Genomic DNA, 17,267 nt, shown 5'->3' with positions numbered 1-17,267 from the left:
CCGCCCATGGGTTGGAGAGACAGGTTCGCGGGCGTCTTCGCTCAGCGGTCACAACTGGATCGTTGGGCGAGCGACCTCACCGAGGCCGTGCAGCGGGACGATGACGACTTTTGGTATTCCGAGCTCGGTCGGAAATCCAAGGCCGGCATCCGCGTCACCCCTGACATCGCGTTGCGCGCGTCGGCCGTCTATGCCTGCATCAAGGTGTTGGCCGAGACGATGGCATCGCTGCCGCTCTCGATCTACCGCGTGCTTCCGAGCGGCGACCGGGAAGAATTCAACTCGCACCCGATCGCGGAACTGATCCGGTACCAGCCGAACGGTATCCAGACGGCGGTCGAGTTCTGGGAGACGACGGTCTTACACTCCGCGCTGCGCGGCGTCGGCTACGCCGAGATCAAGCCAGGCACCCGCGGTGCGGTCGACCAACTGATATCGCTGCACGCCGACCGCGTCACGACCGAGGTCATTCGCGACGGTACCCTGCGGTTCAAGATCACGGACCCGTTCACCGGGGCAACGCGGACACTGCTGCAGGAGGAGATGTTCCGCATCCCGGGGCTGTCGAGCGACGGCATCACCGGCTTGCGCGCCGTCGATATCGCCGCCGATGCCATCGGGCTCGGCATGGCCGCCGACAACTATGCGTCGAGGATTTTCTCGAACAACCTCAACATGGGTGGCTTCCTCTCATCGCAGAAGAAGATGTCGGTCGAGGCGCAGAAGCGCCTGATTACGAAGCTGGTCGAGATGTTCGCCGGCGGCAACAATGTCGGCCGGCCGATGATCCTCCAGGACGGGATCAAGTACGAAAAAGCCTCGATGTTGGCCTCCGAGGCGCAACTCCTCGAGGCGCGGAAATGGCAGTTGCTGGAGATGGCGCGGTTCTGGCGCATCCCCCCGCATATGCTCGGCATCGACGACACGACAAACCGATCGACCGTCGAGGAGCAGTCGCTCAACTTCGTCAAGTACACGATCAGGCCCTGGGGGCGCCGTATCGTGCAGGCGATCCGCCGCGATCTGATCATCGCCAAGGGCGTCTACGAGGCGGCCTTCGATTACGACGACCTCGAGATGGGAAATCTCCAGGCTCGCGCCGATTACTTCACGAAGGCGCTCGGCTCCGGCGGCTCGCCGCCGTGGCTGACCCAAAACGAGGTGCGGCAACGCGAAGGCTGGAATCGGCGCCACGAAATGTGGGCGGATGTCTTGCCGCAGGGGACCAACCCGGGCGGCGCTGCCGCGGGGTCGAACCAGCCGGCGGCGATTGGCTCGCCGGCGCCGGCCGCCGCAATCGAGGACAATACGCCGGAAGCGCGCGCGCGGCGGCTCGCCGGTAAGGAAAACAAGGCGTTCCGCAAGGCGCTGCTGCGTCACGCCGGCGACCCGGATGCCATGCGGGATTGGATCAAGGCGTTCTACGGCGGGCACGTCAGTTGCGTCATGGAGACGCTAAGCATCCCGAAGGATGCGGCTCGCGCCTACTGCGATTTCCAGAAGCGCCAGGCGATCGAGGCGAACGATTGGCATGCGCTCGTCGACGGGCGCGAAGAAAAGCTCGCGGCGACGATCGCCGCAGTCCTGAAACAGCATGAGGTCGAACATGGGAACGATGCGCCTGTTCAAGCGTGAGATTCGCTCGGTGAATGGCCGGGTGCTCGCGTTTGATATGAATCACGGGTTTGGGGCGTCTCTGGCCCCGCTGCTCGAGCGTATCGCTCGCGGCCGCGTCGATGACGCCGATATCCGCGACATGTTCCTTGGCCGGGCCGAGGCGGACAGCGACGAAGCCGTGGAAGCGGCCAAGAAGCGCGCCGAGGCACTGGCTGGCCCGACGATTGTGCCCGGCAGCAAGACGGGACGCTTCACGGCGCTGGTGTCCTGTCATGGGATCGCGATGTATGACGTCGAGTACCAGCCGTACGCATTCTCGACGCTGCGGCTGTCCCAGATCATGGGTCGGTTGGCCGCGGATCCGACCATCGAGACCATCTTCCTCGATATCGACAGCCCCGGCGGTTACGTCACCGGTACCCAGGAAGCGGCCGATGCAGTCTTTGCCGCGCGCAAGAAAAAGAGCGTCGTCGCGCTGATCAATCCGCTTGCGGCATCAGCCGCATACTGGATCGCCAGCCAGGCGGAGACGATCATCGGCGTGCCGTCGGCCGACGTCGGCTCGATCGGCGTCTTCATGTGCCACTACGACTGCTCCGCCATGCTGGCGGATCTCGGGGTCAAGCCGACGTATATCTACGCCGGCGAGTACAAGACCGAAGGCAATTCCTCGCAGCCGCTTAGCGAGGAGGGCAAGGCCTTCTATCAGTCCGAGGTCGATGGTACCTATTCCGACTTCATCAATGCAGTCGCGCGCGGCCGCGGCGTCTCGGCACAGACTGTGCTCGACAAATTCGGCAAGGGCCGCGTCTACGGCGCACCTCAGGCGAAGAAGCTCGGGATGATCGACGATATCTCGACCATCCAGGGAGCGCTGGCGAACTGGGGCATTCCCGATATGTCGCAGGAGGCCAATCGGCGCCGCGCCTCGGATGATCGACCCGCAGAACCGGCACAGGCCGAGCCCGAGACGGAAGGGGCCGAGGCCGCGTACGACCCGAAGGCGCCGCTCCAGATCGACATGGACGCTGTGCTCACCGAAGGCTGCGCAAGCTTCACAATCCGTCAGGTGCTGAGCGCGCCTGGTGTCATCACCGCCTATGTCGCGGAGCCGTGGCCGAGCAAGGTCATGATCGACCCACAGCTTTTCCAGGACGGCAACCGATGCGTCCTCGAGGTCAACGGTACGGTCACGGTTGCCGTCGCCAACGGGGCCGCGGTCTACACCAAAACTCACGAGACGGCGGGCAGGGCGTGGATCTGCAAGCTCGAGGAGAACAGTTCCTTCACCCCGCCTCCTGGCGATGAGCGCGAAGGCGCGGCCGCCGAGTCGGCCGAGGTGTTTGATCACAAGGCCGAAGCCGAGCGCATGCGCCTTCGCATCGCGATGCTCGCCGCCTGATCGCCAGATCCATTCACTTAAAAAACGGCGGTCATCATGAACGCACCTCTCCGGCACGACAGTCTCCAGGGTCTCGTTCGGGCTTTGCTCGTCCGAGCTCAGGGCGGGCCCGTTGATGCTCTCCTCGACGCGCAGGCCACCGCGACTGGAATTGGGGAGGGTGTCGCATCCGCCGGCGGATTCCTTGTGCCGCAGGCGGTGGCCTCCGACATCTGGACCAGGATTTATTCGACGGGGCGCTTGATCCGCCGCTGCGCGCCGCAGCCTGTGACCAGGAAAACTGGGGTGACCGTCCCTGCCACCGGCGAAACCAGCCGGGCCGACGGCTCTCGGTTTGGTGGGGTGCGTAGCTATTGGGTCGATGAGGGTACCCCGCCGACTGCTTCGAAGCCAAAGTTCGATCAACTCAGCCTAGCCCTGAAGAAGCTGCTGACGCTGATCTACGCCACCGACGAGCTGATCGAGGATGCCGCGGCACTCGCAGCGTATTTGAACCGCGTCATGCCGCTGGAGATGGCATTCACGATCGAAGACAAGATCATCAACGGGTCCGGTGCAGGAGTGCCGCTGGGCGTCCTGAATTCGCCATCCCTGATCGTTGTTCCGGCTGAAGGCGCTCAGCCGTCACAAACTGTGGTCTATCAAAACCTCGCAAAGATGGTTGGCCGACTCTGGCCTGGCTCTTTCGGCACCGCCACTTGGGTCATGAATAGCGACGTCTTCAATGCGGTGCTCCAGATAACGAATGGAGCCGGGGCCCCCGTTGTTGATGCGGGAGCCGACGGTATTTTGCGGCTGTTTACCTTCCCAATCGAGGTCAGCGAATACCCGCCGGCTATCGGCAGTGTCGGCGACATCTCCCTCTGCGACTTCGGGCAGTATCTCCTGGCTCAGGAGTCCGATCCGGTAGAGAGCAGCATCCACGTCCAATTCACCACGGACGAGACGGCATTCAAGCTGCGCTATCGGGTCGACGGAAGCCCGGCATGGAAAAGCCCTGTGACGCCGAAGAATGCGACTTTGACACAGTCGCCGTTCATCGCGCTCGCCGCGCGGCCCTGATCTGAAATCCCAATTCGCGGAGTAGGGGCGCTGTAGCGACCCCGATCTTGCGCGTGCCAACGCGGGCTCAGTCGAGACCGCAAGTTCTGACTGAGTCCACCCAACCAAGGCGCCCCATCACGGGCGCCTTTTTTATTGGAGAACGCAAAATGCGTATCAAAGTGCTGCGCCAGAAGAAGGCCGATTTGCTGATCGAGGCTGGCCAGCTTGCCGCGAAGCTCGATGCTGGCAACATCACCCCCGAGGAACTTGCCCGCCTCAATCGCATCACGTCGGCAACGGCCGCGACCGCAACCTCCGCCGAGATCCCGAGCGAGCTCGCGCAGGTCAACGCCGAGATCGCCCGCGAGGAAGTCCTCATGGACGAGCGCCGCTCGATGGAGTCGGTGAGCAACCTCAGCGCCGACACGCCGGCTGAGCGCGGCGCCCGCCTTCCGGCAGAGCCGAAGAAGGAGCCGGAGAAGTTCGGTTCGTTCGGTGAGCAGATGATGGCGATCGCGCGAGCCGGCGTCCCCGGCGGCTCGATTGACCGTCGTCTCGTCATGACGCAGTCGGCTGGTCCGACCGGCGTCAACGAGAGCGTGGGCTCCGAAGGCGGCTTCCTGGTGCAGACCGACTTCCAGGATCAGCTGCTCGACGACCTGTACGTCGGCGGCGACATCCTCCAGCTGATCAACCCGGGCAAGATTACGCTCGGTGCGAACTCCAACGGCATCCGTCTCAACGGTGTCGACGAGACCAGCCGGGCCAACGGCTCCCGCGCCGGTGGCATCCAGGCGTTCTGGACCGCCGAGGCCGGCCAGAAGCAGGCCAGCCAGCCGAAGTTCCGTCAGATCTCGATGGAGCTCGATAAGCTGACCGGCCTCTGCTACGCCACGGACGAGTCCTTGCAGGACGCCGCAATCCTCGAGCCGTGGCTCAAGGAGGCGTTCAACATCGAGTTCACGTTCAAGCTCGAGGACGCCATCGTTAACGGCACCGGCGCCGGCATGCCGCTTGGCGTCCTGAACAGCGGTGCACTTGTCACCGTCGCGAAGGAGGCCAACCAGGGCAACGGTACGCTGCTCTCCATGAACCTCCTGAAGATGTGGGCGCGCCTGCCGATGCGCAGCCGCAAGAACGCGGTGTGGCTGATCAACCCCGACGTCGAGCCCTTCCTCGGCCAGTTGAGCATGCCGGTGTTCAACGTCGACAACACACAGGTTGTCGCCGGGCTGCCGGCATTCGTTCGGTACGAGCCGCCGACCGACGGTACCTATGCGAAGCTGCAGGGCCGCCCCGTCATCCCGACCGAGTACAACAACACCTTCGGGAGCCTGGGCGACATCATCCTCTTCGACCCGACCGCCTACCTCGCGATCGACAAGGGACAGATGCAGCAGGCGTCTTCGATCCACGTCCGCTTTATCTTCGATGAGACCGCGTTCCGCTTCGTCTACCGTTTCAACGGTCAGCCGAAGTGGCGTACGGCCCGCACCCCGTTCAAGGGCGCGAACTCGCAGTCGCCCTTCGTCACCCTCCAGGCTCGCTGATCCGCGGCTGAAGGTACGAACTAACCGGGACCGCCGCGTCCGCCGGCGGTCCCTCCACTTCATCCCAAAATCCTGGAGACATCCAAATGTCGAAACTCTCTCTGCCGGAGCAGTTCAAGATCGTCGAGGCGCTCGCCCCGGCGGCTGACGCTGCCGGTCGCGCAAGCATCGGCGTCAGCCTGAAGAACTACGCGAAGGCGTGGCTGCTGGTGACCCTCACGCAAGGGAACGCGGCAACGGTTGCTATTGCCATCAACCAGGCCACCAACGTCGCAAAGGCTGGTGGTAAGGCGCTCGCCAATGCGGCTCGCATCTGGGCGAACCTCGACACCTCGCTGACGGACACGCTCGTTCGCCAGGCAGATGCTGTCAGCTTCACCACCGATGCTGCTCTGAAGAACAAGCAGGTCTTGATCGAGGTCGATCCGGCGACCCTCGACGTCGCTGGCGGATTTGACTGCGTCTACATGAGCACCGGCGCCTCCAATGCTGCGAACATCACGCAGGCGCAGTGGATCCTCAGCGGTCCCCGGTTCGCTTCGGCCACGCCGCCGTCGGCGATCGTCGACTAAGCGCGCAACGAAAGAGTCGGGACCGCGTTATCGCGGTCTCGGCTGTTCGAGGGTGTAGCAAACACAGGAGTGAACCATGTATGTGCGCCAACTCGCCGGCCGACAGGACGGCATGATTGTGGAGATGGATGCGGTCACGGCAAATGCCGCGATCGAGCAAGGCACCGCAGCCCGTCCGACGGACGATGAGATCCAGGAGGCCGGCTACCAGGCTGAGAATCGTGACGTCGAGGTCCAGCCCCGCCAGGTGCTGCTCGGCTATCGCGTGGAGCCGAGCCTCGAAGGTGGTGGCTGGGATCTGTTCGATGCCGGCGGCGTGAAGCTCAACAAGGAGCCTTTCCACAACCGCCCCGAAGCCATGGATGCCGCCGAAAACTTCGGTCGTCGTGCCCGGGGCTTGCCGGAGAAGGCCGAAGTCTGGGGCAACGGAGGCAGCGGCAGCGCGAGCCGTGCGAGCGAGGGCATCCAGATCGAGAAGATGACGGCCGAGCAGTTGCAGGTGGAAGCCGCCCGCCGCGGCATCGACAGCAGCAAGGCTAACAAGAAGGCCGACTGGATTGCGCTGCTGAAGCGCGACGACGAGGTCCAAGCCGCGATCGTCGCCGGCAACTATGACGCCCTGACCGTCGACGAACTCAAGAAGTTGGCAGCCGATCGCAACATCGACATCACCGGTAAGACCGCGCAGTCGGACCTGGTGGATGCCATCAAGGCCGCCGACAGCAAGCCGCTGATCGCCGGCTAAGGCGGCGAGCCAAGCTGAGATCCGATGCCGGGGGCCGCGTTGGCCCCCGGACCGCTTTTAGGGGGGCGCATGTTCACCGTTGTCACTCCCGCGGCCCACAAGGACATCACCACCCTCGAGAACCTCAAAGCCGATCTCAACATCACAGGAAACGCCGAGGACCCCTATCTGGGGCGCGCCATCAAGCAGCTGACGTCGCGGATCTGCTCCTACATGAATGTGCCGTACGCGCAGGATGGCACCCGGACGATCGGTTTCGAGACGCTCGAGGAGAAGTTCGGCCGTAGTCCATGGATGCGGTCGCAGCGGTGCGAGATCGTACTGGCAAGGAAGCCGGTTTCAGCAATCGTGTCGGTGATGGTGGGTGCCACGGTGATCCCAGACACCTCCTATGAGCTCGACGGTCCGGCTGGGATGCTGAGGCGTGTCTGGGACGGCTCCGCGACGTCGTTTTCCTTCCTGCCGACTGATCGGACCGTCATCCAGTTCAAGGCCGGGTGGTCGCTTCCTGGGGATGACCCAGTGGTAGGCCCACCACTTCCGGAGGACATCGAGGCCTGCGCAATTTCGCTAATCAAGGCAACCCGCGCCGCGCGCACCCGCGACCCGCTCGTCAAGGCGCAGTGGGTGACCGACATCGAGCGCCTCGACTTCTGGGTTGGCGCCGTTTCGGGCTCGAGCAGCGACACTAGCGGACTTCCGCCGGAATTGACCGGGCTGCTCGATCCGTACTGCTACGAGTCGATGTAATGGACCAGGCCGCCGCAGACCGCGCCCGCGAGGCCATCAATCGGGTCGGCCAAGTCATCAGCATCCGCCGAATGACGAAGACGACACCGCAAACGGCCGTGAGCCGCGCCGATATCAAGGCCGCGGTCAGGAACTACACGCCAGAGGAACTGGTCAACGGCGTCACGGCCGGGATGCGTCTGATCACGGTCTCGAAGCTCGATCTCGCCGCAGCGGGCTTTCCAAATCCGCCGATCAAGGGAGATCGCATCTATCTCGGTGACGCGCTCGCCATTCCAACGACGATTGATACCGTCGACCCGGACCATCGCGAGTACCAGGGTTGCTACGAGATCCGAACGACCGGCAACTGATGGCCAGGATATCGACTTTCGCCAAGGATCTGCAACTGGCCACGGCGGGCATCGCGCCGGAGAACATAGCCAAGCAGCTCGCGGCATTCGCTCGAGCAGAGTTGGCCAAGGCCATCCAGGAAGGCGAGGGCTCGGAGCGGTACGATCGCTACGTCAACGGTCGCGCCGGCGCTGCGGAAGAGACGGTCGTGCCACCAGGCCCCATCCTGTACGTCTTCCATTGGTGGCGCGAGATCATCGAGTTCGCGCTCCAGACCGCCGTGGAACGGTCACCGGAGAAGTCCGGAGATTACAAGAAGTCCTGGTTCATCATGACGCCCGGCGGCGTCATCAAGAATTTCGACGAGATCCCGATCAACTCGACCGTGATCTTGACCAACAACCAGCCGTACGCCCGAAAGATCGATGTGGGGCACATGCGGATGTCGGTGCCGCCTGGCGTTATTGAGGATGTCCGGAAGGCGGTGATGTCGAAGTTCGGCAACTTCGTCTCGGCCAAGCGGACACTGATCCCGCTGCCCGGCGGCTACACGCTAAAGGGGCGCTTCCGGCGCGGCTATCGACCATTCGCACGGACAAAGCTGCGGCCGGACACGATGCCCGGTGCACAAATGACTTATCCGGCGCTGGTGCTGACGATGAAGGTGTCGTGATGGCGTTTCCGGACGATCCGGTCTTCGAGGCCATCAGAGGATATCTCGGTTACACCGACGATAGCGGCGCGTGGGTGCCCGGCGCGTGGGATCCGGCCGACGGCGCGCTCGTCTACGAAAACGAGGGCGATGGCGCACCCGCTGGAGATGTCGCTACGTGGGTTTTGGTGATGCTCAACAGCACGCTCTACGGCCAGCAGTCGATTGGTGCCGGCGATCAGGCCGATAACCGCTGGGACGAGAACGGCACGATTTGGCTTCACGTTTTTACCCCAAAGGGGACCGGATCGGTCGAGGCGCGCAGGCTCGCCAAGGGACTGGCGAACCTCTTCCGCGGCAACAACGCGCTGATGAACGGCCTGCTCGAATTCCTGGACGCCGATCTCGGCGCCGGCGACCCCGGCAAGGAAAACGCGAACTACTACCTCATGTCCGTCAGCGTCGACTGGCGCGTGATCGACGCCCAATAGGAGGTCCTCATGGACTACGAAGTGCTGAAGCCGTTCAACACGGTGAACCGCCGTTTCAACCCGGAAGTGGAGCAGGGCAACACCGTCACCGCGACTGACGATGTTACGCCGCACACGATCGAGTCCCTCGAGAACGGGGATTTCATCCGGGCCCGGGAAGAGAAGCCGCCGGTGGTCCCGCCGGAAAACAAGATGGTCGCGCAGCCGGCAGTCCCCGGCTCCGAGAAGTAACCAGCCCCCACACCATTTCTGACCTCACGCAAGGCGCCTCCGGGCGCCTTTTTCTTTGGGAGAATGATAGATGACGTCGGCAAATCGGACCCAGGTAAGTGCTGTTCGCGAGTCGACGCTCGGGGTGACACCGACCACTCCGCGTATGCGGAAGATGCGGATCACGGGCGAGTCTCTGCAGTTCTCGCCGACTTACGTCGACTCCGACGAAATTCGCGATGACCGCATGCTCGGCGACCCGATCAAGACCAACCAGGTCTCGTCTGGCGGCGTCAATTTCGAGCTCTCGTATCCCGACGATCTCTCGCCGCTCTCCGAGATGATCATGTCGGCCTTCGAGAATGCATGGGTCAACACGCCGCAGTTCTTCAACGACGGTACCGCGGACAGCATCATCACCGATGCCGGCACGGTCGCAAGCACCTATGCGGTCTCGGCCGGCGGCGCGGCGGTCAAGCTCGGTCACCTGGTTCGTGCGACCGGCTTCACGCAGGCGGCTAACAACCAGATCTTCCGCTCCAGCGCTTCGACCGGCACGACGGTCGTCGGTGGCGCCGGCCTGGTCGCCGAGGTCGCGCCTCCCGGCACGGCCAAATTGAAGGTGATCGGCTTTGCCGGTGTCGCGGGTGACATCACGGCGCTCGCCGACGGTCTTGGCTCAACCGCGCTCGACTTCACGACCCTCGGCCTGGTCGTTGGTCAGTGGGTCAAGGTGGGCGGCAGCGCGGCCGGCAATACGTTCGCGTTCCTGATTGCCGCCGGCACCAAGGCGCGCGCAGCGGCCTATGCCCGCATCACGGCGATCGCGGCACAGAAGCTGACGCTCGACAACCTCCCGTCCAGCTGGGCGACCGATGTCGGCACCGGCAAGACAATCTGGGTTTTCTTCGGTGACCAGATCAAGAATGGTGTGACGAAGAACTCCTTGACGATCGAGAAGGGCTTCCTGGCACAGCCGGTCCCTTCCTACATCGTCAACAACGGCATGTGCGTGAACACCTTCAGCGTCGATCTGACGAGCGGCGACAAGATCAAGGGTACGGTCGCCTTCACCGGCATGGGCGGCGGCATCAGCACCACCACACTGGATGCGGTTCCGGATGCGGTGACCACCGGCGTCGTCATGGCGGCCAACGCCAATGTCGGACGCCTCGGCGTCAACCAAGTCCAGCTCGGAGCGCCGAACTGGGCGAAGGGGTTCACCCTTCAGATCAACAACAACCTGCGCTCCCGAGATGCCGTAGACTCTGATGCCCCGGTCGACATTGCCGACGGCGAATGCACAGTCACCGGAAAGCTGACGACCTATTTCGGCAGCTCTGCGGAGGTCCAGGCCTTCTATGACGGCACGCCGCGTCAGATCAACTCTCGCGTCACGAAGAACGGTCAGACGCTGATCCTCCAGGCTCCGCGCGCAGTCTATCGCGGTGGTGGCAATCCTCAGGCAACAGCGAAGAACACCGACGTCATGGCGGATTTCGACTGGCAGGCGGCCCAGGACGTCGCGACGAACGCGCACGTCTTGCTCGACCGCTTCGAATACGTCGAGTGAGATCGACATCCGCGGAACACTCTTTCGGAGGTAGATGATGGCGCTGAATTTTCCGCAATATCTGCGAACAGCGCTCGGCTTTGCTCCGTCGAGCAAGACCGAGGGGGCAATTCCTGTCGAAGACATCGGCCTCTATGCCGGCGCTAAGGTCGTCACCGTAGCCGGCACGGCGGTGACGCTCGACAATGACACCCATCACGCCCGCATCCTCGATTTTACGTCAGGGACCGCGGTAACTGTGACTGTGCCGGATTCCCTTCGTCCTGATTTTTTCTGCGGCATCAGCCAAGGCGGCGCAGGCCAGGTGCAAGTCGTGGCCGGCGCCGGTGTCACGCTTAACGAGCCGTCTAATCAGCTCAAGACGTCTGCGCAGTACGTGATGCTTTCGCTCATAGCGTTCTCGCGGAACGCTTTCCGTCTGTTCGGCAGCACGGCGGCCTAAGATGCAGATCGGCGTTCCTTCGCTTCTTCAGCCTGGCGCTTCCCTTGGGGGAGTGAGTATCCCGGCGTGGGTGCTCCAGACGTTTGGAACGCCCGTCCTCGACGAGGATTTCACCAACAGCAAGTTTTTCTTCAACCGACAGAGCTACGCCAGCGAGGCGCTGCTGAATACGGCGGCTGGCGCAACGAAGTCGGGCAACGCCCGGACATTCGGCCCATACCTGCCGGACCCGGCGACCAACGCCATGGTCAATGGCGATTTTTTGAACGACGTTGCGGGTTGGACGGCGGCCAATTCAGCGACGCTTTCGGTCGTGGCCGGCCAAGGCGTGATGCAGGGCAATAGCGGGACAAACCCGCAAATCTACAATGCAACGGCTACTGTTGCTGGGCAGGCTTACAAGTTCACAGGGTCGCGCAAGGGCGGCACCTCCACTGCCGTGATCGCGGCTCCGAACTCGAATTTTAACCCGCTGCAAACCTTTGTTGGCGGCGATGTGCAGGCCACTCTGACGCCTAGCAGTGCCGTTGTTTCGGCGTCGGCGGCCACAATGTATTTCGGTGGCCGAGCGCCAGGTGCAGGCATCTCGGGCGCGTCTACCTTCGATGATTTCTCGGTTGTCCCGTGTCAGCCGATGAACGGCATGGCGCAGGGGGCGTCGGCCGCGCAGATCACGGCGACGACACCATCGTCAGCGGCGGGCACGCAAGTTCTTTTCGAAAGCGGCGATCAGTCGGGCTTCAATCGGATCAGGTTGGCATGGGGTGCGGACACGCATCTCCATTACCTGATCTATTTCGGCTCCTCCACGGTCGTTTTCGACATGGACCTTGGAGCCATCGCGACATCCACGCAATTCACGGTTCTGATCGGTGCAGGTGTCGATACGTTCTGGTATTCGCTGAATGGCGGTGCGCGGGTCTATGCCGCCTCGGTTGGCAGCATGCCAGGGCTTGGCATGCTCTGGTTCGGTCGTTCCAACTCCGGTGAAACATGGCTCGGGTCTATTGCTCGCGTCACTGTTTGGCCGACCGCGCTGGCGGCTGCTCCGTATCTTGTTCGATATGGTGACAGCCTCGTTTTTGGCACGGGCGCAACGATTTTTCCGACCGATACTTGGGGCTACAAGCTGGCCGGGTTCCTTGGTAGACGAGACTCAAACCAAGGCGTCGGCGGCGAAAGTTCAACCAATATTGCAAACCGCTTCCAACTTGGCATCAACAACGTCGGCGTATCGCATCCGGAGATGATGGTACAGAACGTGGGCGGCTGGGGTGATCCGCGAACGCTCTATATCCTTGAAGGTGGCTACAACAACATATCGAACGTAGCTGGTACTATCGAAGCTGACTTCAAACGCGAGTCTGACATTCTCGACGCGGTCGGCGCCCGGTACATCGTCATGGGTCCGCCTACCGCTGATGTCGCGGCCCTCTATATCGGAGGAGCCAATAGGTCAAAATACGACACAGTTTGCGCCAATCTACTGAGCTACTATGGTTCGCGCTATGTGGATGTTGACGGGGCACTCAAGGCGCAAAGCACCCACACCGGACAGGACGCAACCGATGACGCAAACGGCGTCGTTCCGGCTTCACAGCGCGCGACCGGAGATGCCGTTCACTGGAGCAATGCGGGGCATTTGACGGTGTTCAATGCGACCAAATCGAAGATTCAGGCGTTGGGGTGGGGGTAAGGCCGTTGGCTGTCCATTCTTTGGGCCCGTGTGGTAACTATAGGCACAGCAAAGACCTTGCGCGCTTGGCGTGTGACCGATAATTCTAAAGTGTGTCATATTGTTTTGCTCTTTTGATTGGTATTGCTGGTGACCGATAGCAAGTATTGTCCGCAGCTCGACGGCGTTCGAACGTTTTGCATCATCTTCACTGTGTTGAACCACATCCCGGGCAGGCCATGGTTCGTGGACGGCACGGTTGGCGTGGACGCCTTCTTTCCGCTGAGCGGCTGGCTAATAACGTGGCTCCTTCTTGAGGAGCGACGAAAAGAAGGACAGATAGACCTGAGAGCCTTCTACCTGCGAAGGATTTTCAGGATCGTGCCGCTTTATTATCTGACTATCGCGATTTACGCCTGCGCCGCGCTGGCCGTGTACTTTTTGACGGCTAATCCCGCGAAGCTCGAAGAACTTCGAACTGCGGCACTCTATCTCGTCACCTTCAATTCCGAATATCGTCCCGACGAAGCTGGCGTCGTCTTCGGGCATGCATGGACTCTAGGTATAGAAGAAAAGTTCTACGTAATTTGGCCGTTGATGTTGTTCTTGGCCGTACGGTTTACCGCCTTTGCCGTAGTCGCAGCGCTCGTTGTGATCGGCGCGCTCTTCGGTTTGTTCGGAACGAATGATTATCTCGTCAGGGGGTATTTTGGCCTAGGCGTGGGGGCTGGCATGGCCATTTGGCTCAATGGCTCACCGCTCGCCGCCTCCTTCTTCAGGAATTTCCCGTTTGGCTGGGTATCTCTGGTGATGACGGTGATGATGTACGTTGGGCTCATAATGGCGCCAAGCGTGTATTGGCACTTAGGACTTTCGGCCAGTGTCTCGCTTTTGATCGTGAGTGTCTGGTTTGACCGAGAGCAAAGCCTGGCCCGCTTTCTGGCACGAGCTCCTCTGGTCTGGCTCGGCACCTTGACCTACGCGATTTACCTTTTGCAAACATTGGCGATCAACCTTGCTCAAGGTCTCCTGCAGAGGCTCCACGCGCCAGCTAATTTTCTAACAATCTTTTTGACGGCATATGCTGCCTCGGTCGTCATTGCGTGGCTGGCCCACGTAGCGGTTGAGCAACCAACCATCGATATTGGCCGTCGCCTTGCCGGTAATCGGAAGACTGGACAAGGTGGCCTCAGTTCCAGTGCACCAGGAATTTGAAGCCTGATAACTTCACTCAGGACACGGATTCGCTCGGTTGGCATCAAAGGCATGCCCAGCGCTGGCTGCTTCACTGAGGACGTAGTCCGCTAATCCGACGATCGTACTCGTTAAGACTAAAGTGTACGCACGCACCATGGGCACGCTGACCTGTTCGGCAAACACCATTGTGCTTTCAAGGCGATCTAGAGCAGGGTCCGAATCTGGATCGAAATGAGAGGCCGTCGAGTCGGCAATCAAGCGAACGAGTTCGTTTTGGTTATGGGCTTTCCCTCCAACCGAGAAACCGAGCTGCTCAAGCCAGACGTCTAGGTCGAGTTCTGCATCGCCGGCGCGACGCTCGTGAGAGACCTGAAGCCGATAACTCTCAGTTGGCTGCGGAAATGATGGGTCGAGCGGCGGCTCTTCACGGACTGGCGCATAGATCGGCAGGGGTAGATCGAGCCGTCCAGCGATCCGTTGCAATAGGGGGCGAAAATTGCGGCCGCCTAGGGCGATGGTAGCGCGCAGAGTGGCTGCGCAGCCGTGAATGCGGTGTACCGCGCCGGCCGTGATTGCGTCGATGTCGCCCGCCAGTTGCTGGCGGCAGGATTTGAGGAAGGCGAGTTCTTCCTCAAGCGTTCGTAGCCGATGTCCACTTCGGGGGCTTAGTTTAGCAGCGTCCTCGCGCCGCTTTAGACGGGCGCCAGCGTTGCTCTGGGAGAAATCAAGGGGCGGCCGGGTTCCAGGCATCGGAAGTGTCACAGCAGGTGGAAGAGATTGGTCGGAATGTGCCACCAGTACGCCGTTGATCACGCACAGGTGGTTGTCTACGCCCCAGGACAGGCCGATCGTGAATTGGGGAGCACCAACGAATTCGAGCTGCACGGTGGAGAAATTTAGCGTGGCGCCTGTTGCGTGATACAATTCAAACCGTATCGTGCTGTCGGGTTCTGCAAAAATGGTAAGCTGCCAACCCGTCAAATCGCTAAAGTGGCCCATCCCCAGGCGTTCAGCGACAGGCCACCCGCGCCTCCAGTCCATGTCAGCGATGATCGAGGCGCTGCGATCGTCAACTTGAGCTTCAACGGACATTTCCCGATATCCCCAGTAGTTGTGGCGAAATCATACAGCCAGAGCGGCCCGAAATCACTCCCTCAGGGGCTGTGAAAGCCGCGACAGGGGGGAGCGAGCGCTAAATCTGCGGTGCGAGCGGGTTGCGTGAACGGTTGCGACTAGCCGGTGAAAACCCGGGCTGGTTGTGTCGAAAGCGAAGCTCCTAAAGGTTGTGCACACTAGTTCTTTCGCCCGGGGCGCCGGGCGGGAGACCGAAAATGACTCTGCGCAAGCTGATCAAGAACTACCAAAAACATCCACTATCACGCTGGCACGCGCTGCGCCACTCTACCCGGACGAACCAGGTAAATCTGCTTCGTCAGATCAATCGCAGATACGGACACACGAAGCTCAAGAAGATCAAAGCCGCGACTTTGATTGAGTGGCACGCCGAATGGCTCGACGGGACCAAGTTCTCTGCGGCCAGGGCGTTCATCAAGAAGATCCGGGTCGTCTTCGGTTTTGGCCTGACGATTCTCGAAGACAAACACTGCGCGCGGATCCGGCAGGTGATGTCAGCCCTGCGGTTCTCCGGCGCGCCCAAGCGCAAATACCGCATTACGGCGGACCAAGCCGCGGCCGTACGTGAACGTGCATGGAGCGAAGGGTGGGGCTCGGTCGCGCTCGCGCAGGCCTTGCAGTTCGAGTTAATGCTGCGCCAGAAGGATGTGATCGGCGAGTATCTCCCGGCCAAACTGGCAGAAGGCGGGCCCGGCATCACGGTCGGCGAAGAGAAGTGGGTGAGGGGGCTGCTCTGGTCCGAGATCGACGACAGGTTGATCCTCCGCCACCAGACATCGAAGACTGGCAAGCCGGTCGTGGTGGACCTGAAGCTAGCCCCAATGGTGATCCAGGATCTTCGGCGCTTGGGAGTGGTCTCGAAGCGCGGGCCATTGCGTTTGATCAAGCGGCTCGATGGGCCGGTGATCGTCAGCGAGACGACTGGACTCCCGTACCCTGCGTACGAGTTTCGGCGTCTGTGGCGCTCGATCGCGCGCGCGGCCGATGTTCCGGACGAGGTGTTCAACATGGATAGCCGGGCCGGCGCTATTACGGAGGGATTCGACGCCGGCGCCGATCCAGATTTTATCAGGGCGGCCGCGACGCACAGCGAGTTAGCGACCACCCAGGGGTACAACCGCGGAGACGAGCTCGAGCGCTCCTCAGCGGTGCTTCTCGCTCGCACAAAAGAGCGGAGCAGGTTGAGCAAAGGCCAGACCAAGGGCTCACGCAGGCCGTTGACGGACCGCAGGCGAGCGGCATAGTAGAAATTGCGTTCAGTCGGTGGTTACGGCCGCCGACTACTTCTTTCCGCCTCCTGGACCGATTGGTGTCGGTCGAGGATTGGTGTCCTCGTGGAGGCGGACCCACTGCCGGCGCCCAGCCGGCTTTCCCTTGACCAACAAGGTGACACCAAATCATGGAAACCTCCCCGATAACTGCCTCTACCAAGAAGCTCGTTCGTCTCGATTCCTTGAAGGCTGACCTGCAGAAGGAGCGGGAAGGCGACTGGATCAAGGCGGGCGACATCAATCCGACGATCCGGTGGTTCGTTCGGTCGACCAACTACCCGCCGTTCCGCGCGGCCCGTGACGTCGAGATGAAGAAACTCGGCGAGAAGTATGGCGGCGATCAGATCCCCGACGACGTCAACGCCGAGGTGATGGGCAAGCTGGCCGTCGAGCATCTCTTGCTCGGTTGGGACGGCATGGACGTCGAGTACACGCCAGAGACGGCCGCCGAGATCCTGACCGACGAGGCCTTCCGGAAGGTGCGGTATTCGATCTACCTCGCCGCCAGCAGGGTCGGCACCTCTGAGGTGCAGTTCGTCGAGGACACAGCAAAAAACTGAGATCCGCCCTTCGCTACGAGCTCGAGCAGAAGGGTAAGGACGCATGGCT

The 17,267-nt window shown here is 61.7% G+C and carries 18 protein-coding genes; 17 read left to right on the top strand and 1 reads right to left on the bottom strand.

Annotated elements, in window-relative coordinates:
* Positions 1 to 6 precede the first annotated feature (6 nt).
* The 15 genes from ACIPUD_RS10830 (at position 7) to ACIPUD_RS10760 (ending at position 14,271) form a co-directional block, all read left to right on the top strand.
* Complete coding sequence (locus tag ACIPUD_RS10830) at positions 7 to 1,635, top strand: phage portal protein (protein WP_446480592.1); 1,629 nt, start codon at positions 7 to 9, stop codon at positions 1,633 to 1,635.
* Positions 1,607 to 3,019, top strand: coding sequence for a S49 family peptidase (locus tag ACIPUD_RS10825; protein ID WP_446480591.1), 1,413 nt, complete (start codon positions 1,607 to 1,609; stop codon positions 3,017 to 3,019). The genes ACIPUD_RS10830 and ACIPUD_RS10825 overlap by 29 nt, the downstream gene beginning before the upstream one ends.
* 36 nt (positions 3,020 to 3,055) lie before the next feature.
* Positions 3,056 to 4,081, top strand: a complete 1,026-nt coding sequence (locus ACIPUD_RS10820; protein ID WP_446480590.1) for a phage major capsid protein — start codon at positions 3,056 to 3,058, stop codon at positions 4,079 to 4,081.
* 149 nt (positions 4,082 to 4,230) lie between these two features.
* Positions 4,231 to 5,613: a phage major capsid protein gene (locus ACIPUD_RS10815; RefSeq protein WP_446480589.1), complete on the top strand. Its 1,383-nt coding sequence runs from the start codon at positions 4,231 to 4,233 to the stop codon at positions 5,611 to 5,613.
* A gap of 86 nt (positions 5,614 to 5,699) precedes the next feature.
* On the top strand, positions 5,700 to 6,185 hold the full coding sequence (locus ACIPUD_RS10810) for a hypothetical protein (RefSeq protein WP_446480588.1): 486 nt from the start codon (positions 5,700 to 5,702) through the stop codon (positions 6,183 to 6,185).
* A gap of 76 nt (positions 6,186 to 6,261) precedes the next feature.
* A complete protein-coding gene (locus ACIPUD_RS10805) occupies positions 6,262 to 6,930 on the top strand; it encodes an SAP domain-containing protein (protein WP_446480587.1) in 669 nt (222 codons plus the stop codon).
* Positions 6,931 to 6,999: 69 nt separating this feature from the next.
* Entirely contained in the window at positions 7,000 to 7,680 is a 681-nt protein-coding gene (locus ACIPUD_RS10800) for a hypothetical protein (RefSeq protein ID WP_446480586.1), read from the top strand.
* Positions 7,680 to 8,033: a hypothetical protein gene (locus tag ACIPUD_RS10795; protein ID WP_446480585.1), complete on the top strand. Its 354-nt coding sequence runs from the start codon at positions 7,680 to 7,682 to the stop codon at positions 8,031 to 8,033. Before ACIPUD_RS10800 ends, ACIPUD_RS10795 begins: the two co-directional genes overlap by 1 nt.
* Entirely contained in the window at positions 8,033 to 8,686 is a 654-nt protein-coding gene (locus ACIPUD_RS10790; protein ID WP_446480584.1) for a hypothetical protein, read from the top strand. The genes ACIPUD_RS10795 and ACIPUD_RS10790 overlap by 1 nt, the downstream gene beginning before the upstream one ends.
* Entirely contained in the window at positions 8,686 to 9,156 is a 471-nt protein-coding gene (locus ACIPUD_RS10785; protein ID WP_446480743.1) for a phage tail terminator-like protein, read from the top strand. Before ACIPUD_RS10790 ends, ACIPUD_RS10785 begins: the two co-directional genes overlap by 1 nt.
* 9 nt (positions 9,157 to 9,165) lie before the next feature.
* Positions 9,166 to 9,387 carry a hypothetical protein gene (locus tag ACIPUD_RS10780; RefSeq protein WP_446480583.1) on the top strand — a complete coding sequence of 74 codons (222 nt, stop codon included), beginning with the start codon at positions 9,166 to 9,168 and terminating at the stop codon, positions 9,385 to 9,387.
* Positions 9,388 to 9,457: 70 nt separating this feature from the next.
* Positions 9,458 to 10,939: a phage tail tube protein gene (locus ACIPUD_RS10775; RefSeq protein ID WP_446480582.1), complete on the top strand. Its 1,482-nt coding sequence runs from the start codon at positions 9,458 to 9,460 to the stop codon at positions 10,937 to 10,939.
* 34 nt (positions 10,940 to 10,973) lie between these two features.
* A complete protein-coding gene (locus ACIPUD_RS10770) occupies positions 10,974 to 11,381 on the top strand; it encodes a hypothetical protein (RefSeq protein ID WP_446480581.1) in 408 nt (135 codons plus the stop codon).
* Position 11,382: 1 nt separating this feature from the next.
* Complete coding sequence (locus ACIPUD_RS10765) at positions 11,383 to 13,077, top strand: SGNH/GDSL hydrolase family protein (protein WP_446480580.1); 1,695 nt, start codon at positions 11,383 to 11,385, stop codon at positions 13,075 to 13,077.
* Positions 13,078 to 13,206: 129 nt separating this feature from the next.
* Positions 13,207 to 14,271, top strand: a complete 1,065-nt coding sequence (locus tag ACIPUD_RS10760) for an acyltransferase family protein (protein ID WP_446480579.1) — start codon at positions 13,207 to 13,209, stop codon at positions 14,269 to 14,271.
* Between the two features lie 12 nt (positions 14,272 to 14,283).
* Here the strand turns inward: ACIPUD_RS10760 and ACIPUD_RS10755 are convergent, their stop codons facing one another.
* Complete coding sequence (locus ACIPUD_RS10755) at positions 14,284 to 15,345, bottom strand: hypothetical protein (RefSeq protein WP_446480578.1); 1,062 nt, start codon at positions 15,343 to 15,345, stop codon at positions 14,284 to 14,286.
* Between the two features lie 239 nt (positions 15,346 to 15,584).
* Here ACIPUD_RS10755 and ACIPUD_RS10750 point away from each other — a divergent pair, with 239 nt between their 5' ends.
* Together ACIPUD_RS10750 and ACIPUD_RS10745 are read left to right on the top strand one after the other, a co-directional pair.
* The gene (locus ACIPUD_RS10750; RefSeq protein WP_446480577.1) at positions 15,585 to 16,631 is read left to right on the top strand and encodes a hypothetical protein; all 1,047 of its coding nucleotides are present in this window, start codon (positions 15,585 to 15,587) and stop codon (positions 16,629 to 16,631) included.
* Positions 16,632 to 16,786: 155 nt separating this feature from the next.
* A complete protein-coding gene (locus tag ACIPUD_RS10745; RefSeq protein ID WP_446480576.1) occupies positions 16,787 to 17,218 on the top strand; it encodes a hypothetical protein in 432 nt (143 codons plus the stop codon).
* Positions 17,219 to 17,267 lie beyond the last annotated feature (49 nt).

This window comes from Bradyrhizobium sp. CAR08, from assembly GCF_052871955.1.
This window is presented reverse-complemented; position numbering and strand designations above follow the sequence as displayed.